This window comes from Fructobacillus sp. ESL1096 (assembly GCF_058511985.1).
The window spans coordinates 217,643-231,921 of record NZ_CP196400.1 but is presented as its reverse complement, the minus strand read 5'-3'; the positions used below and the strand labels follow the sequence as shown (position 1 = coordinate 231,921).

14 protein-coding genes and 1 tRNA gene are annotated in these 14,279 nt (G+C 44.7%); 13 read left to right on the top strand and 2 right to left on the bottom strand.

The window, feature by feature from the left end:
- Positions 1-117: 117 nt before the first annotated feature.
- The 6 genes from ACSYSR_RS00850 (at position 118) to ACSYSR_RS00825 (ending at position 5,102) form a co-directional block, all read left to right on the top strand.
- A complete protein-coding gene (locus tag ACSYSR_RS00850) occupies positions 118-777 on the top strand; it encodes a VTT domain-containing protein (RefSeq protein WP_252774127.1) in 660 nt (219 codons plus the stop codon).
- Between the two features lie 74 nt (positions 778-851).
- Complete coding sequence (locus ACSYSR_RS00845; RefSeq protein ID WP_489816395.1) at positions 852-1,412, top strand: XRE family transcriptional regulator; 561 nt, start codon at positions 852-854, stop codon at positions 1,410-1,412.
- The gene (locus tag ACSYSR_RS00840) at positions 1,409-2,800 is read left to right on the top strand and encodes a nicotinate phosphoribosyltransferase (protein WP_252774125.1); all 1,392 of its coding nucleotides are present in this window, start codon (positions 1,409-1,411) and stop codon (positions 2,798-2,800) included. Before ACSYSR_RS00845 ends, ACSYSR_RS00840 begins: the two co-directional genes overlap by 4 nt.
- 232 nt (positions 2,801-3,032) lie before the next feature.
- The gene (locus ACSYSR_RS00835; RefSeq protein ID WP_489816396.1) at positions 3,033-3,887 is read left to right on the top strand and encodes a fructosamine kinase family protein; all 855 of its coding nucleotides are present in this window, start codon (positions 3,033-3,035) and stop codon (positions 3,885-3,887) included.
- Between the two features lie 87 nt (positions 3,888-3,974).
- On the top strand, positions 3,975-4,580 hold the full coding sequence (locus ACSYSR_RS00830) for an ECF transporter S component (RefSeq protein ID WP_489816397.1): 606 nt from the start codon (positions 3,975-3,977) through the stop codon (positions 4,578-4,580).
- Between the two features lie 312 nt (positions 4,581-4,892).
- Entirely contained in the window at positions 4,893-5,102 is a 210-nt protein-coding gene (locus tag ACSYSR_RS00825; protein ID WP_252774121.1) for a hypothetical protein, read from the top strand.
- 236 nt (positions 5,103-5,338) lie between these two features.
- On the opposite strand, the gene ACSYSR_RS00820 is transcribed toward ACSYSR_RS00825, so the two are convergent.
- Positions 5,339-5,411 (bottom strand) — tRNA-Arg (locus ACSYSR_RS00820).
- A 160-nt stretch (positions 5,412-5,571) separates the two neighbouring features.
- On the opposite strand from ACSYSR_RS00820, the gene upp reads away from it, so the two are divergent.
- Positions 5,572-6,201, top strand: a complete 630-nt coding sequence (gene upp / locus ACSYSR_RS00815) for a uracil phosphoribosyltransferase (RefSeq protein WP_489816398.1) — start codon at positions 5,572-5,574, stop codon at positions 6,199-6,201.
- Between the two features lie 12 nt (positions 6,202-6,213).
- The gene (locus ACSYSR_RS00810) at positions 6,214-7,626 is read left to right on the top strand and encodes a D-alanyl-D-alanine carboxypeptidase family protein (RefSeq protein WP_491708341.1); all 1,413 of its coding nucleotides are present in this window, start codon (positions 6,214-6,216) and stop codon (positions 7,624-7,626) included.
- Positions 7,627-7,667: 41 nt separating this feature from the next.
- Here the strand turns inward: ACSYSR_RS00810 and ACSYSR_RS00805 are convergent, their stop codons facing one another.
- A complete protein-coding gene (locus ACSYSR_RS00805; protein ID WP_489816400.1) occupies positions 7,668-7,988 on the bottom strand; it encodes a hypothetical protein in 321 nt (106 codons plus the stop codon).
- Between the two features lie 161 nt (positions 7,989-8,149).
- Here ACSYSR_RS00805 and map point away from each other — a divergent pair, with 161 nt between their 5' ends.
- The 5 genes from map to recD2 all read left to right on the top strand — a co-directional run bounded on the left by map (position 8,150) and on the right by recD2 (position 14,260).
- Positions 8,150-8,938 carry a type I methionyl aminopeptidase gene (gene map, locus ACSYSR_RS00800; RefSeq protein ID WP_047974386.1) on the top strand — a complete coding sequence of 263 codons (789 nt, stop codon included), beginning with the start codon at positions 8,150-8,152 and terminating at the stop codon, positions 8,936-8,938.
- A gap of 48 nt (positions 8,939-8,986) precedes the next feature.
- Positions 8,987-10,360 carry an RsmF rRNA methyltransferase first C-terminal domain-containing protein gene (locus tag ACSYSR_RS00795; protein ID WP_489816401.1) on the top strand — a complete coding sequence of 458 codons (1,374 nt, stop codon included), beginning with the start codon at positions 8,987-8,989 and terminating at the stop codon, positions 10,358-10,360.
- Between the two features lie 124 nt (positions 10,361-10,484).
- Positions 10,485-10,826, top strand: a complete 342-nt coding sequence (locus ACSYSR_RS00790; protein ID WP_252774116.1) for a DUF1831 domain-containing protein — start codon at positions 10,485-10,487, stop codon at positions 10,824-10,826.
- Positions 10,823-11,476 carry a histidine phosphatase family protein gene (locus ACSYSR_RS00785; RefSeq protein ID WP_489816402.1) on the top strand — a complete coding sequence of 218 codons (654 nt, stop codon included), beginning with the start codon at positions 10,823-10,825 and terminating at the stop codon, positions 11,474-11,476. The genes ACSYSR_RS00790 and ACSYSR_RS00785 overlap by 4 nt, the downstream gene beginning before the upstream one ends.
- Before the next feature lie 81 nt (positions 11,477-11,557).
- Positions 11,558-14,260, top strand: coding sequence for an SF1B family DNA helicase RecD2 (gene recD2, locus ACSYSR_RS00780; protein WP_489816403.1), 2,703 nt, complete (start codon positions 11,558-11,560; stop codon positions 14,258-14,260).
- Positions 14,261-14,279: the final 19 nt, after the last annotated feature.

The following is a 14,279-nucleotide window of genomic DNA, read 5'->3' as shown; positions in this document are numbered from 1 at the left end:
ACAGTATCCTAGTAAGAAAGTAGAACCTGTCAACAACCACCACCCAATAGGCTTATGCTTGTTGAATGTCACTGGCTAGTACAGCGTGATGCTGGGCCTTACAAAACGGAGAAAAGAATGAGTAGCATAATTGATTTTACCTTGCACATTGATGTCCACTTGGCAAACTTGGTTTCCCACTTTGGTATCTGGACCTATTTGATTTTATTTGTGATTGTTTTGATTGAAACTGGGGCAGTGGTTTTGCCATTTCTACCAGGTGATTCACTGTTGTTTGCTGCTGGTGCCATTTCAATGACACCAGCTGGCCAAGAAGCCGGTTTGAATCATTGGGTCTTTATGGTGGTTTTCTTTATTGCCTCTGTTGTCGGTGATTCAATGAATTATTGGATTCTACGAACTGGCGGGCGCGAGTTGTTAAATCACCGGCCGTTTTCAATTATGATTAAGCCTAAATATATTGAAGAAGCTGAGCAATTCTTTGCGAAGCGAGGCGCGATGGCCATCATCTTAGGCCGCTATATTCCAATCGTGCGAACATTCGTCCCTTCTGTGGCTGGTTTATCAAAGTACAACTTTCGTAAGTTTCTTGAATTTACTATGATTGCTGCGCTTTCATGGACTTTCATTGCAACCGGTGCTGGTGCTTTGTTTGGTAACATTCCCTTCGTCCGCGAACATTTCTCATTGATTATTATGGGCATTGTTTTGGTGACGTTGTTACCTTCAGTTATTGGTGTATTACGATCATTGATGAAAAAGAAAAAGCAACAGTAAAAAATTAGTTCTTAGGCAGGTTCGACGTTCGTCGACCTGCTTTTTCTTTGGTCAAAACTTGTTATAATAAAACCATGAATAATTTTCGAATTTTACAACAATTAAGTCAACAAAGTATCGAACAAGTTGGGGCAGCGACTGGTCTGCAAATGAGTGATTTACAAGCCTTCGCCGATGGACAAAAGGAATTAGCAGTCGCTGATTTGGAGCGGCTCTGTCTTTACTTTTCGCATTGTTTGGATCAGTTGGGGAACGCCAATCAGGCTAACTTGTCAAAACATCCGATTCATATTCGGTTGACAACCGATTACCTGTTAAATCTAGGAATTAGCCTTTCGGACTGGATTTCACTACGTTGGGCTTTGGAGGCTAATTGGGCCGGCGATCAGTTAGCCGTTGGCTTCTTCACTGCGGACCAGACCTTGGTCAAAGTTGTGGCAAATTCAGCTGATTTTACCAAGGCCTTTGCTGGTTACCTAATTTTAGCCCTTGAGGGTGAATTTACCCCCTATATTGATGAAATCCATGACAATGTTCATTATGATTGGCGGATTTTACGATATCGGTCGCAGGCTGATTTTCAAGATATTACGAATGAACTTGCTAATACGCCACTAAAGGAGATTGAAGCATGACCATTAATTTGATTTTAGCAACTGACGCCTATAAGTTGACTCATCATTTACAGTACCCACAAAACATCGATAAGTTGTATTCTTATGGGGAAGCTCGAATTGGTGGCAAATACCCAACTGTATCCTGGTTTGGACTCTCGATGATTCTGCATGACTACTTTCAAACGCCGGTGACGGATGAGATGATTGACGAGGCGGAGCGGGTTTCAGAAGAAACCTTTGGAACCAAGAAATACTTTAACCGCGAAGTTTGGGAAAGGGTCCGTGATTTGGGTTATTTCCCGGTTAAAATTAAGGCTCTGCCAGAAGGGATGGAAGTTCCTGCAGGAAACGCCTTGTTCACGTTGGAGTCAACTCGTGATTGGTTTGCTACTTCACTAAATGCTTTGGAATCACTGTTGATGCATGTTTGGTATCCAACCACGATTGCGACCAATTCGATGTATATCAAAAAGCGTTTGTTACCACTGGTTGAGAAGACGGGAACCGTGACCTCGCTTCCCTTGATGGTGAACGACTTTGGTTTTCGTGGCGCAACAGGCGTGGAGGCTGGCGCTCAAGGAGGTGCTGCTCACTTATTGCACTTCCGTGGCTCAGATAACCTCTTGGCTTCAAACTACTTTGAGCATGTGTATGGTGTTGCGGGTCGGGCCTTATCAATTTGGGCAACGGAGCATTCGGTGGCAACTGCTTATGGTCCTGGTGAAGGAGAGTTCAACTATGTCAATGCTCAATTGGATCGTACGCCAGACGACGCATTGGTTTCAATTGTGATTGATTCCTACGATACCTTTAATTTTGTTCGGAACGTCATTGGGTCTGAACAATTGGTGGAACGGATTAAGAACCGAGCTGGGCGGGTGGTTTTGCGTCCTGATTCGGGCGACCCCGAAACAATCGACTTAGCTGTTTTGGAGCTTTTGGCCGAAATTTTTGGTACGGAAGCCAACGATAAAGGTTATAAAGTTTTGAAGCACAATGTTGGTTTGATTCAGGGAGATGGGATGAAGGCCGAGACCATTATTGCATTGTACGAGGCGCTGATTAAACATGGTTGGTCCACGGATAATTTGGTGGTTGGTTCTGGTGGCGGTTTGCTCCAAGAGGGCTTTACTCGTGATACCGAACGCTTTGCCATTAAGGCAGCCTATGCGCATACGACCGATGGTCAGAATTTAGTTATTCAAAAGCAGCCAAAGACTGATCCGTCAAAGGCCTCGAAGGCTGGTTTGCAAAAGGTTGTGGCCGATGAAAAGGGCCGAATCCACACGGTTAGTCTCGATACACCAGGACAAGATTTACTGCAAACAGTTTATGAGGATGGCCGACTAACAATGGAAGATGGTCAAACGATTGTTAACCGTGCTGCTGGTGCTGATTTAATGTAAATTCGTTTGAATGGATCAGATCAGTGAGACTAAATTAGTGAAATTGAGTGTTGCTAGTGCAATAAATGTGGTACAGTTAAGTCACGAACAACAAAGGAGGAACCTGATGGTCGAATTTGTGTGGCAGACATTTTTACCAGTTACTGATCAGACTTTACAGGCCTCTTTTTTCTCAAAAACAGTTTTCCGTTTTAATGGAAAGCTGTTTTTTTATTTGATTTAGGAGGATACGATGGCAGCAGTTAGTAAAATTAGCATGGATTTCATCACCCGATTAAATTTGCAAAATCCCCACGACGTAAAGCCGGTTAATGGTGTCGATACCAGCACAACCTACTCACTTTATTCGGGTGACAAGCGGTACTTTTTGAAGGTTCAACCTAATCAAGACCGACATTATTTTGACCACGAAGTGACTTCTTTGAAAGCTTTGAGTGAGTGGGTCAAAGTGCCAAAGGTAATCAAGCAGGGAGAAAACCAAGGAAGTGCTTACTTGTTAATGAATTGGATTGAAGCCGGTTCGAACAATCAGTCGGCCCTAGGAGAGGCTTTGGCTAAGCTTCATCACGTGAAAGGGAAAGCCTTTGGTTTTGAAGTTAATGCGGATCATGATTATTTTCCAAAGAATAACGCTTGGTCAAGCTCTTGGGGGGGATTTTTTGTGCATCAACGCCTAGAACCTTTAATGGCTCTAGCACAGAAGAAAGCCTTATGGTTAAGTCAACGCGGTGATCACTTTGAAAATCTTAAAAAAACGATTTTGGCAGATGACCATGTTTGCCAGGTAGAACCATCATTGTTACATGGTGATTTGTGGGCTGGGAATTTTATGTTTGATACCAATGACCAGCCAGTATTCATTGATCCAAACTCTTTTTACGGTGATCGTGAATACGATTTGGCCGTTTCGAAAGTCTTTCCGGGTTTTAATGAAGACTTTTATAGTGCTTATGAAGCCGTTTATCCGCTCGAGGATGGTTATCAAGAGCGGTTCAAGTGGTATGAATTTTATTATGTTTTACTTCATTTTGTCCGTTTTGGTGACATCTATGCACCACGATTAAACCGGTTATTGATCACTTTCTAAGTGGAACAACATGAGACCGTATTGTTGACATCTTTTCGGGCAGTCTGTATAATTTCTGGGACGTCCAAAGTGAGGAGAAAATCAGTTATGTCAACAATGAAAACGAAGCGTTTTGTGGCGACAACAGTTTTTGTGGCCATCGTACTATTACAAAGTTTCGTGCCATTCTTAGGCTCCTTACCTTTAGGAGCTTTCATTATTGGTGCTTCGGTCACGATTGTACCGATGACCGCCGTTTTAGCGGGTCTAGTACTTGGCCCACGTTCGGGGCTAGTGGTTGGTCTCTTTTGGGGGATGACGTCTTGGATTCGCAATTTAATGCACCCTGGAACCATTGGTTCACTAATTTTTTCCAATCCAGTGACGGCTTTAGTACCAAGATTAATGGTTGGTCTTTTGTCCGGTTACTTAGCTTTCTTAGTGCTGAAAAAGGCCCGGTCGCCATGGTGGGGATTCTTCCTCCTTGGCGCTTTTGGATCTTTTTTGAACACCGCCTTAGTAATTGCGAGTACGACAGTGGCCTTTAAGCTCTTTCCTGTTAGTGGTATGGGCATTCCACATGCTCACCTGTTTACCTGGTTAGTTGGTATTCTGGGCTTTAACGCTGGTTTTGAAATGATCGCCAACGGCCTGTTAGTACTCTTGATTGGTCGAGTTCTTTTGGCCAAGTTACCAAACTTGCGCCCTGAATAATTTTGATTTTTCTGCAGCCAGAGCAGTGGCTGCTTTTTTCATAAGCAAATGACCAGGTATGTCAAGCAAAAAGGAAACAAAAAAGCATTTGCTAATATGGCTTACCGGGTCAATGGTTATCCTATACTTTGCAAATACTTTGATTGGCTTTATCAATAAGATTATATATCTTAGATAGTCAAGAGCCCGCAAGGGCTTTTCCTGTACACTTATCTTAACATGGTTATGAAAAGAAATACAAAGACTTGGTTAACATTATTCGTACTGGCTTTGATAACTTTAGTAATGAAAATAATAATGGTGGTGATGTAAATGGCAGATAAAAAAATGGGTCGTCCTGCAGTTTATGAGAGTTCAACGACTGCACAAAATGAAGCTAATAAGCGCTGGGCTGAAAAGAACAAAGAACACAAAAAGTATCTATCATATAGAACCTATTCACGATCGTTCATTCGCAAGTTAGCAACAGAAGACGACCTCAATGAGTTAGAACAACTTATTCAGGAAAGGCGAACAAAATAAATCGCCATTTAGTGGTTATGATATAATTTAGTTATTGAATAACAAAAACTGTCCGAGAGATAGCCGAGCATTTTGCTTGGCTATTTTTTTATAATAATCTTGTGGGCACTGTTGTGTCGGCTTCCATATGACAAGAAAAAACACACCCGATTTGTCCTAATCGAGTGTGTTTTTTGTTCGCTGTATCAAAACTGTATCATAATGGCTATAAACAGCTATATATCAATATTCATTAATGCGCCTACCCAGACTCGAACTGGGAGCAAAGACTTAGGAGGTCCCCGTTTTATCCTGTTAAACTATAAGCGCGAACTCTATTATTATACAAAAAAAGAGGGGGCCTTTCAATTTAAATCAGACCGGAAAAAAGTTCGGTTGTTGATTTTTAAAAAGATTAAAGTGAATGCCTAGTTTTTGCTATAATGGATATGAGTTAAATTCACATTTATTTGGAAAGCGAGTTACAATCATGGGACAAGTCGTTGAAGTAAACCATCCATTGATCCAACACAAGTTGACAATCATTCGCGATGAGAAGGTCGGAACAAAGGACTTTCGAGCATTAGTCGATGAATTGGCGATGTTGTTGACCTATGAGGCCAGTCGCGACTTGCCACTGGAAGAAGTTCAGGTAAAAACACCAATTCAAGAAACAACTAAGAAACAATTAGCTGGTAAGAAATTAGCCGTTGTGCCAATTTTACGTGCTGGTTTGGGTATGGTTGATGGGATTTTGCAATTGATTCCGGCTGCTAAGGTTGGTCATATTGGGATGTACCGCGATGAAAAAACATTGGAACCGGTAGAATACTTCATTAAGCTGCCAGAAGACATTGACCAACGTGAAGTTTTGTTGGTCGATCCAATGTTAGCAACTGGTGGATCAGCTAAGGATGCGATTTCTGCTTTGAAAAAGCGCGGCGCTGAACAGATTAAGTTGATTACCCTTGTTTCATCACCAGAAGGAATTCAAGCAGTTACTTCTGCCCACCCTGATGTTGATGTCTACACGGCTTCGATTGATGAAGGCCTAAATGAGGATGGCTACATTGTTCCCGGTCTTGGGGATGCAGGGGACCGTCTCTTCGGTACGCACTAAAAATTGAATTAAATGATGTGGAAACGAAAGCATAAACATGATGAAGACGCTGCCCTTGTCCGACCGTCTTCCCGATTAGCCCTTTTTCAGAAACAAGTTAGAACTGATTTTACAGCGCCAAAAAAGATGGCAGCCATTAGTGCCATCTTGGTGCTAATATTATCGCTCTTTCTAACGGTTGTTGCATTAGAAAATAACGTTCAAATACAATCTATTGGGCCAAAGCAGACAGCTTTACCGATGACGCTTCAGGTTGCTGCCAGAAATGCCATTGTGGTTGACGCACAAACGGGACAAGTTCTTGGTGAAAAGGGAGCTGACAAACAAATTGGTATTGCCTCCCAAAGTAAGATGTTAACCGCTTATGGTATTTTGCAAGGAATAAAACAGAAGCGCTTTACCTGGGACAGTCTGGTGACGATCACTCAGCAGTCCGATTGGTCACAAAAGGATACCGCAACTTTCGCCCACCTAGAAATCTCTGTAGGTCAAAAGTTAGCTGTCAGGGAGCTTTTTGCAGCAATGTTTACTTCCAGTGCGAATGATGCGGCCTTGGCCTTGGCTGATTTTGCCAAAGAACAAAACCAGACACAGCAGCAGGCCCTTGAGGGCTGGGCAAAGGATTTGAAGTTAACTGGATCAAAGTGGTACAATGCCGCAGGTCAAGTTAACAAGGACGCCTTTGACTATCAAGTTCAAGATGCCAATCCGGATGCAGAAAACACCGCTTCCGTGAAACAGCTGGCTATCTTAGCCTATCAAGTGATTCGAGCAGATCCGAAGATTCGCTCTTACTATGAGAAACGGGGCTTGGTTTACCATCCATCGGCCAATGAAACCAAGATTAAGCTGACGGAGGGGGCCAAGTTTGATCAAGAAATCAAGTCAAAACTGACGAATTCTAAAAATCTGACTTTTGAGGGGCTGAAGACTGGTTCGACGCCGGCATCAGGTGGTGCGCTAACTGGGTTGATTAAAGATCAAAGTGGTCATGAATTTATCACCGTGGTTTCTGGCGCTGGTCGCTATACGGACCAGGTACAACGCTACCAAAATACGATTGATGTGGTCAACCAAGTCCTCGATCACTACACGCCTGTTACCTATCAAAAGGGGCAAGCGGTAACAAAAAATCAGTTCAAAAATAAAAATTTGGCTGGTGGTCATCAAAGCCTAGTTATCGGACAAAACAGGACCTTTTGGTTAACCAAAAATCAGACTGCATTGGGCTACCAAAGACCAAGTCGTCTGCAATCGACTGTTACCAAGAAACAGGCGACAGTCCTGACTGTTCAGCCAACCCTGAAGGCCGAGTTCTTACCAGAGGTAAGTGCAAAGGAGCAGACGCTTCAACTGGTCAATCAACAAACATATCATCTTGGACACTGGTGGCAAAAGATTTATCACTGGTTGAAGTTCTGGTAAGCATCAAAAAAAGGAGCCGTTTCGGGCTCCTTTTTTACTGCTTATTTTGCTTGGTTGATACCGGCACGTTCCTTTAACTTGGCCAATTGTTCATCCAAAGAATCATCAGCAGCAGTTTCTACTTGCTCTGCTTTTTCCTTACCAGCTTCTGAAAGCTCACTGGCTTTTTGCTTGCCAGCTTCTGAAAGTTCACTGGCCTTTTGCTTGCCAAGGGAAACGAGTTCTTCTCCCTTTTGTTTGCCAGCTTCAGTGAATTCGTTGGCCTTCTTTTTCAAGTCAGCCATGCGATCGTCATCCTTCAATAAAAGATAAGCGAGGGCGGCATTACCAAAGAGGGAAGCGCCCAATAAAAAGTTCTTCATAACGGTATCTCCTTTATTTCTTATTCTTAGCTCCATTATCGACAAGTGCCCAGAGATTGTCAACCAATATTACAAAAAAATGTCAAAAGCGACAAGGACTCAAAAGGGTCCGGAAAATGATATAATGAAAATAGTTTAACATTGGAAAAAAGGGGTAACTGATGATTAGTTTGAAGTCACCGCGAGAAATTGCGGCCATGAAGAAATCCGGTGCAATTATTGCCGGAATGCACTTGATGTTGCGCGACTTTATTAAGCCGGGCGTTGATACCTGGGACATTGAATTAAAGTGTAAAGCTTACATTGAAGATCATGGTGGTGTGCCACTGCAAATTGGTTTTGAAGGCTTTAAGTATGCAACGACGATTTCGGTCAATAGCGAAGTCGCTCATGGTCTACCTCGTAAGGGCCTGAAATTAAAAGATGGTGACTTGGTCAAAGTTGATACGGTTGTTGGCTTAGATGGAGCTGTCTCCGACTCAGCATGGACATACGCTGTCGGCAATGTTTCACCCGAAGTTAAAAAGTTGATGGAAGTTGCAAAAAAATCACTGTATCTGGGTATTGACCAGGCAGTGATTGGTAATCGAATTGGTGATATTGGTTGGGCCATTCAGGACTACACTGAAAATCAGAATGGCTATGGTGATGTTCGCCAGTATATTGGTCACGGGGTTGGTCCAACGATGCATGAAGACCCACAGGTGCCTCATTATGGCAAACCAGGTCATGGCTTGCGCCTTAAGGAAGGAATGGTGATTACCATTGAACCAATGATCAACTTGGGTGGCTGGGAAGTCGAAACCGATGATACGCCAGAAGATGGTTGGACGGTGCGTACCTTGGATGGCTCATGGTCAGCTCAATACGAGCATACATTGGCGATTACCAAGGATGGTCCAAAGATTTTGACCAGTCAGGATGAAGTAGAGGATGCCAAGTATTTGTAGACAATTTGGTTAATCCGTGCAAATCACATGTAAAAGAAAGAGGCCCCAATGGACTTACCGCAAGCCTTTATTGATAAATACCAAGACCTGCTCGGGAGCGCCAGTGGGCCTTTTTTGCAGGCACTCCAAGAACCCGGTCAGAAGGGTTTTCGGATTAACCCCTTGAAGGCCCAGCAGATACCAAGAGATTTATCGCTGACCAAGAAGGTTCCATATGGTCAATGGGGGTACTTTGGTCAAGTGGCTGGAAAAGGGATTGATCATTTAACCGGCCTGGTTTATTCACAAGAGCCATCGGCTCAATTTGTTGGTGAAGTAGTCAACGCACAACCGGGTGAAAAAATTTTAGATTTGGCTGCCGCTCCTGGTGGCAAGTCAACGCATATCGCTAGCCAACTTAATGGCCTGGGATTATTATGGACAAATGAAATTTTTTTTGCTCGAGCCAAAATTTTGTCTGAAAATATTGAACGGTTTGGCGTGAAAAATGCCGTGGTTTCATCGATGGATGCCAGCGACCTTGCCAAGGCTTTACCAGCATACTTTGATAAGGTGCTTCTCGACGCCCCTTGCTCGGGTGAAGGGATGTTTCGTAAGGATCATGATGCCATCCAATACTGGTCGGCTGATTATCCGACGGAATGTGCCATTCGCTCTCATGAAATTTTGACAGCGGCGGTGAAACTGGTTCGGCCTGGTGGTGAGCTGATTTATTCAACTTGTACCTTCGCGCCAGAAGAGGACGAACAAACAATCGCTTGGTTGGTTGAACACTATCCAGAATTTACGATTGAGATGATTGACCGGCCGGCCGGATCTGGTATTCAGGCTGGGCGGCCACAATGGGCTGACGACAACCCTGATTTAGCAAAGACTGCCCGTTTATGGCCGCAAGATTTGCCTGGCGAGGGTCACTTTGTGGCTCGGATGAAGAAGGCTGAGCTGGCGGAGGATGAAAGCCCCGTTAAGCCGCCAAGGGTACAAAAACCAAGTAAGATGTCTCAAGCCGATGTGACGTTGATCGAACATTTCTTTCAAGAATCGTTGCCTGGCTTTGACCTAGATGAAAGTCGACTAAGGACGTTTGGTGATCGGGTATTCTTGCTGCCAGTTGACTGCCCTGATTTGAGTAAGACAAAGGTTTTGCGAGCTGGCTTGTGCCTAGGAACCCTAAAGAAGAATCGTTTTGAACCAGACCACGCCCTGGCTTTGGCAGTTGATCCGAGCCAGGCGGGTCAGCAGGTTTATGACCTCGATGCTCATAACGACTTGGCAACCTACATTCATGGTGATGTGATCAATACAAAAGAGAAGCTGCAAAAGGGTTTTGTGTTGATGACGGCCAATGGTAACGGACTAGGCTGGGCCAAGTTTGTTAATGGTCAGTTGAAAAACTTTTTTCCGAAGGGATTGCGTTACTGACTTTGTCGTGAAAGGGTAGTGATTCAGAGGAGCTAGTCTGGACTGGTAGCTCGCTCGACCTACTCAGACTCAAACTCAGTCAAGAAATTAGCTGAATAAATAAAAGTTATTAAAGGAGAAAACAATGGCTTTTGCAAAGTCTGTGACCATCCCCCACGATGGCACATATGAAATTAATCCGCAAATTAAAAAATTTGCCTTATTGGATCTTGGCTTTTTGACAAACAATGCTGGTGCATTTGTTTTAAAGCGGCCATTGCAGCCAGACCTTCCGGTCGATCAATCAATTAGACTGAAGGTGACCGTTAATCAAGATTTGACCGGCTTTAAGATGGTTGTGGTGTCAGCCGGTGCTGCCGCCCCAGTCGACATCTTTGCTCGCACAGATAAAGACGAAGTGGTGAAGATTTATCGCTACTACTTACAAGAATTAGAAGACCGGCAGGTATTAAAAAAGCAATCATGACAACTTTTTATTTCGTCCGTCACGGGCAAACTGAATGGAATTTGGAACGGCGCTTTCAAGGGGCACAGGGGGATTCTCCACTTTTGCCTGGTTCTTATGAGGATATGAAGAAGGTTGCCGGTTTCTTAAAAGACAAGCACATCGACCGGGTTTACGCTTCACCATTACCAAGAGCGAAGGTTACTGCCGAACGGATTCAGGCTGATTTGCCAAACGAGCCACGGCTTTCTTTGCATTCCAACCTCGTTGAGGTTGGCTTGGGCGAATGGGAAGGCCAGGCCATGGCGGACGTGCAGAAAAACTATCCGGAAGCTTATGATGTTTATAAGAACCATTTGGAGAGTTTTGAAGGCCAGGGCTTTAACGGTGAGGGCTATACAAAGGCGGTTACTCGTTTTCAAAAGATGATGCAAGAGATTATCGCCAACCATCCAGAAGATGCCGTTTTAGTGGTTGCCCATGGGCTGATTTTAACTTTTGGGGTGACAAGCTTGCTGGGAATCCCTCGTGACCAAATTAGGTCTTTGGGTGGCCTGTCGAATACGTCGACGACAATTATTGAAACAAAGAACGGCCAAGATTTTGACTTGGTAAAATGGAATGAAACCAGTTATTTGCATAAAGACCAGGATGCCGGTACAACTATTTAAGTTGGGGAATCGGGCCAACATTTGGCAAATTAAAACTGGTTCCGCTCTGATCGGAGCGGATACATAAGATGGTGAAGGGCAATGGTAAGGACAATTCGAGAGGACAATCAAATAACGGCTACCTTGCAAAATGTGATTTTTTCGGCCAGTGATTCCTACTTTAAGATTTTGTCTGTTACGGTTGACGAGACTGATTTAGAGGACTGGGACGAAGAAGAAATCATTGTTACCGGAACCTTCGCCTCGGTTAAACCCGGTTCGACCTATGCCTTTTATGGGCAACTAGTGACGCATCCAAAATATGGTCAACAGTTCCAAGCCGCTCGCTATGAAAATCAGATGCCAGCGGATGAGAAAGGACTTGTGGCCTTTTTTGCATCCGGTGATTTTCCGGGCGTGGGGAAGAAAACTGCGGAAAAAATCGTTGACCACTTGGGTCAGAATGCAATTGACTTAATTTTGGCCGATTCGAGTGTTTTAAAGGGCATCGTTAAGCCAAAAGTTGCCGCTGATTTGGCCGAAAAGCTCCAGGAAAACCTGGGCTTGGAGAAACTATTTTTGCTTGGTCACCAAATCGGACTTTCCGCAGACGTAGCGGGGCGGCTCTTTGATCATTATGGAGAGGAAGCACAGGAAGTTCTGCAGAAGACCCCCTATCGTTTAGTATATGAATTTGATGGTTTGCCCTTTAAAAAAGTTGACGCGATTGCTAAACAGGCTGGTTTTGCTGACGATCATCCAGATAGGATTCAAGCCGGTGTCTACGCTGGAATTTTAAATGCCTGTTACTCGGCTGGTCATACCTATCTAACGGTTGACCAGGCGCTTTTTGCTGCCCAATCGACCTTGCAGAACAATGGCTCAGGCATGCAAGCGGCCATTGACCAGGCCTTGGGGGCTTTGGTGAGCCAAGAGCGGTTGGTCTATGAGGACGGTAACTACAGCCCAACGGATTTAAAAGGAGCGGAAGTCCTGGTCAGCTCAAAGGTCAACAGTCTATTAAAGGCTAAATCGGCCGTTCTGACGACTCCGGACTTGGTTGATACCACCTTTGTGGTCCCAGAAAACCTGAACTTAGATGCGGTCCAACGGGGGGCGGTTGAAGCAGCTTTGACAAACCAAGTCTTTGTTTTAACAGGCGGTCCGGGGACGGGTAAAACAACAGTTACGAAAACGCTGGTTGCGACCTGGGAAGCTTTGGTTCGCCACCAGGCAAAAGGCCAAGGGCGCGACAAAGACTGGGTTAAGCAAAATCGTGTCCGGCTGGCTTCGCCGACAGGTCGGGCGGCCAAGCGGATGACCGAAATTACGGGTTATGAGGCGACTACCATTCACCGCTTGCTCGGTATTACAGATGGCGATGACGCCGAATTTGATGCCGATAACCCGATTTCTGGTGGCCTTTTAATCATTGATGAGGCCTCCATGCTGGATATTTCCTTGGCAGAAAGCCTTTTTGCTGCTCTGCCAAAGGACATGCATCTCGTCTTAGTTGGGGATGCAGATCAATTGCCTTCCGTTGGTCCTGGTAACGTCTTGTATGATTTGATTCAAAGCCAGGCCGTACCACACATTGCCTTGGAACGAATTTACCGTCAGGGTAAGGGCTCCAGTATTTCAACTTTGGCCCAGTCGATTAATGCTGGGATTTTACCACCGGACTTTCAGGAAAATCAGTTGGACCGGTCAACTTTCTTAACAACAGCTGACCAAGTACCACGAGCTGTTAGCCAGGTATTGCAGGCGGCGGTTAAGAAGGGGTTTACGGCCAATCAGGTCCAAGTTTTGGCACCGATGTATAAGACGTCGGCCGGTGTCTTGGCTTTAAATCAAATTGCCCAGGACCTCTTTAACCCTGTTAAGCCTGGTCAAAAGACCTTACAACAGGGGGAGACTATCTTTCGCCTGGGCGACAAGGTTCTTCAGTTGGAAAATGATTCGGAACGAGACATTTATAATGGCGACATGGGCCAGGTAATTGCCATCCACTATAAGAAGGAACCTGGCGTAGCTGCTGATTCATTGGTCGTTGATTTTGCTGGTCAAGAGGTCTGGTATACCAGTAAGACTTTAAATCAGCTGACCCTCGCTTATGCCACAACGATTCATAAGGCGCAAGGAAATGAGTTCAAGTTGGTCATTTTGGTTTTAACCGGTCAATTTAAAATCATGCTGAATCAAAACTTAGTCTATACTGCCATTACCAGGGCCAAGGAGTCCTTGGTCATGGTGGGCGATTACAGTGCATACGATTACGCTGCCACTCACCCAGTACCGGTTCGGCAAACCTTCTTACAGGGGTTGCTGATCGACCGGCACAATGGTCACCAAGGTACCCAGGCCTTGCAGGCCGATCGCCATAACCAGCGAACAGTGAAGCGTCAGGGGGAAACGGTTGACCGTGTTGAACAAAGAGCACAATCTGGTAGCCAAGAGTCTCATTTAGATGAACGATTAACTTCTGGTGACGGTCAACCGGTTAGTGCTCATCATCAATCTCCTACTCGTGGTGGTCAGCCGGCCAAGCAAAGAGTTAAGGAAGCAGCAGTTAAGCGGGAATTCGCCTCGCAGGCTCAAGCAGTGACTGCTAGTCTTGTCGAAATGGACCAGCAATCACTAACTTCTTCCCCCCAGCAAAAATCAGCAGCTCAAGCGTCACTGGCTACCGACCAAGTTGTTGGCGAAAGTGAATTGACAGCGGCAACTTTGACACAGGCCATGGCCAATCCAATGATTGGCATGGCTGATTTAAAGCCGGCTGATTTTATGCCCGAATTGCGATAAATTTTTGTATAATAGAAGC

What these genes read in the sequence shown, in the direction of transcription:
- upp (WP_489816398.1), top strand. Translation starts at nt 5,572, where the DNA reads ATGGGACAAGTCGTTGAAGTAAACCATCCATTGATCCAACACAAGTTG.
- ACSYSR_RS00795 (WP_489816401.1), top strand. Translation starts at nt 8,987, where the DNA reads ATGGACTTACCGCAAGCCTTTATTGATAAATACCAAGACCTGCTCGGG.
- ACSYSR_RS00785 (WP_489816402.1), top strand. Translation starts at nt 10,823, where the DNA reads ATGACAACTTTTTATTTCGTCCGTCACGGGCAAACTGAATGGAATTTG.
- ACSYSR_RS00850 (WP_252774127.1), top strand. Translation starts at nt 118, where the DNA reads ATGAGTAGCATAATTGATTTTACCTTGCACATTGATGTCCACTTGGCA.
- ACSYSR_RS00835 (WP_489816396.1), top strand. Translation starts at nt 3,033, where the DNA reads ATGGCAGCAGTTAGTAAAATTAGCATGGATTTCATCACCCGATTAAAT.
- ACSYSR_RS00845 (WP_489816395.1), top strand. Translation starts at nt 852, where the DNA reads ATGAATAATTTTCGAATTTTACAACAATTAAGTCAACAAAGTATCGAA.
- ACSYSR_RS00840 (WP_252774125.1), top strand. Translation starts at nt 1,409, where the DNA reads ATGACCATTAATTTGATTTTAGCAACTGACGCCTATAAGTTGACTCAT.
- ACSYSR_RS00810 (WP_491708341.1), top strand. Translation starts at nt 6,214, where the DNA reads ATGATGTGGAAACGAAAGCATAAACATGATGAAGACGCTGCCCTTGTC.
- ACSYSR_RS00830 (WP_489816397.1), top strand. Translation starts at nt 3,975, where the DNA reads ATGTCAACAATGAAAACGAAGCGTTTTGTGGCGACAACAGTTTTTGTG.
- recD2 (WP_489816403.1), top strand. Translation starts at nt 11,558, where the DNA reads ATGGTAAGGACAATTCGAGAGGACAATCAAATAACGGCTACCTTGCAA.
- ACSYSR_RS00790 (WP_252774116.1), top strand. Translation starts at nt 10,485, where the DNA reads ATGGCTTTTGCAAAGTCTGTGACCATCCCCCACGATGGCACATATGAA.
- ACSYSR_RS00805 (WP_489816400.1), bottom strand. Translation starts at nt 7,988, where the DNA reads ATGAAGAACTTTTTATTGGGCGCTTCCCTCTTTGGTAATGCCGCCCTC.
- ACSYSR_RS00825 (WP_252774121.1), top strand. Translation starts at nt 4,893, where the DNA reads ATGGCAGATAAAAAAATGGGTCGTCCTGCAGTTTATGAGAGTTCAACG.
- map (WP_047974386.1), top strand. Translation starts at nt 8,150, where the DNA reads ATGATTAGTTTGAAGTCACCGCGAGAAATTGCGGCCATGAAGAAATCC.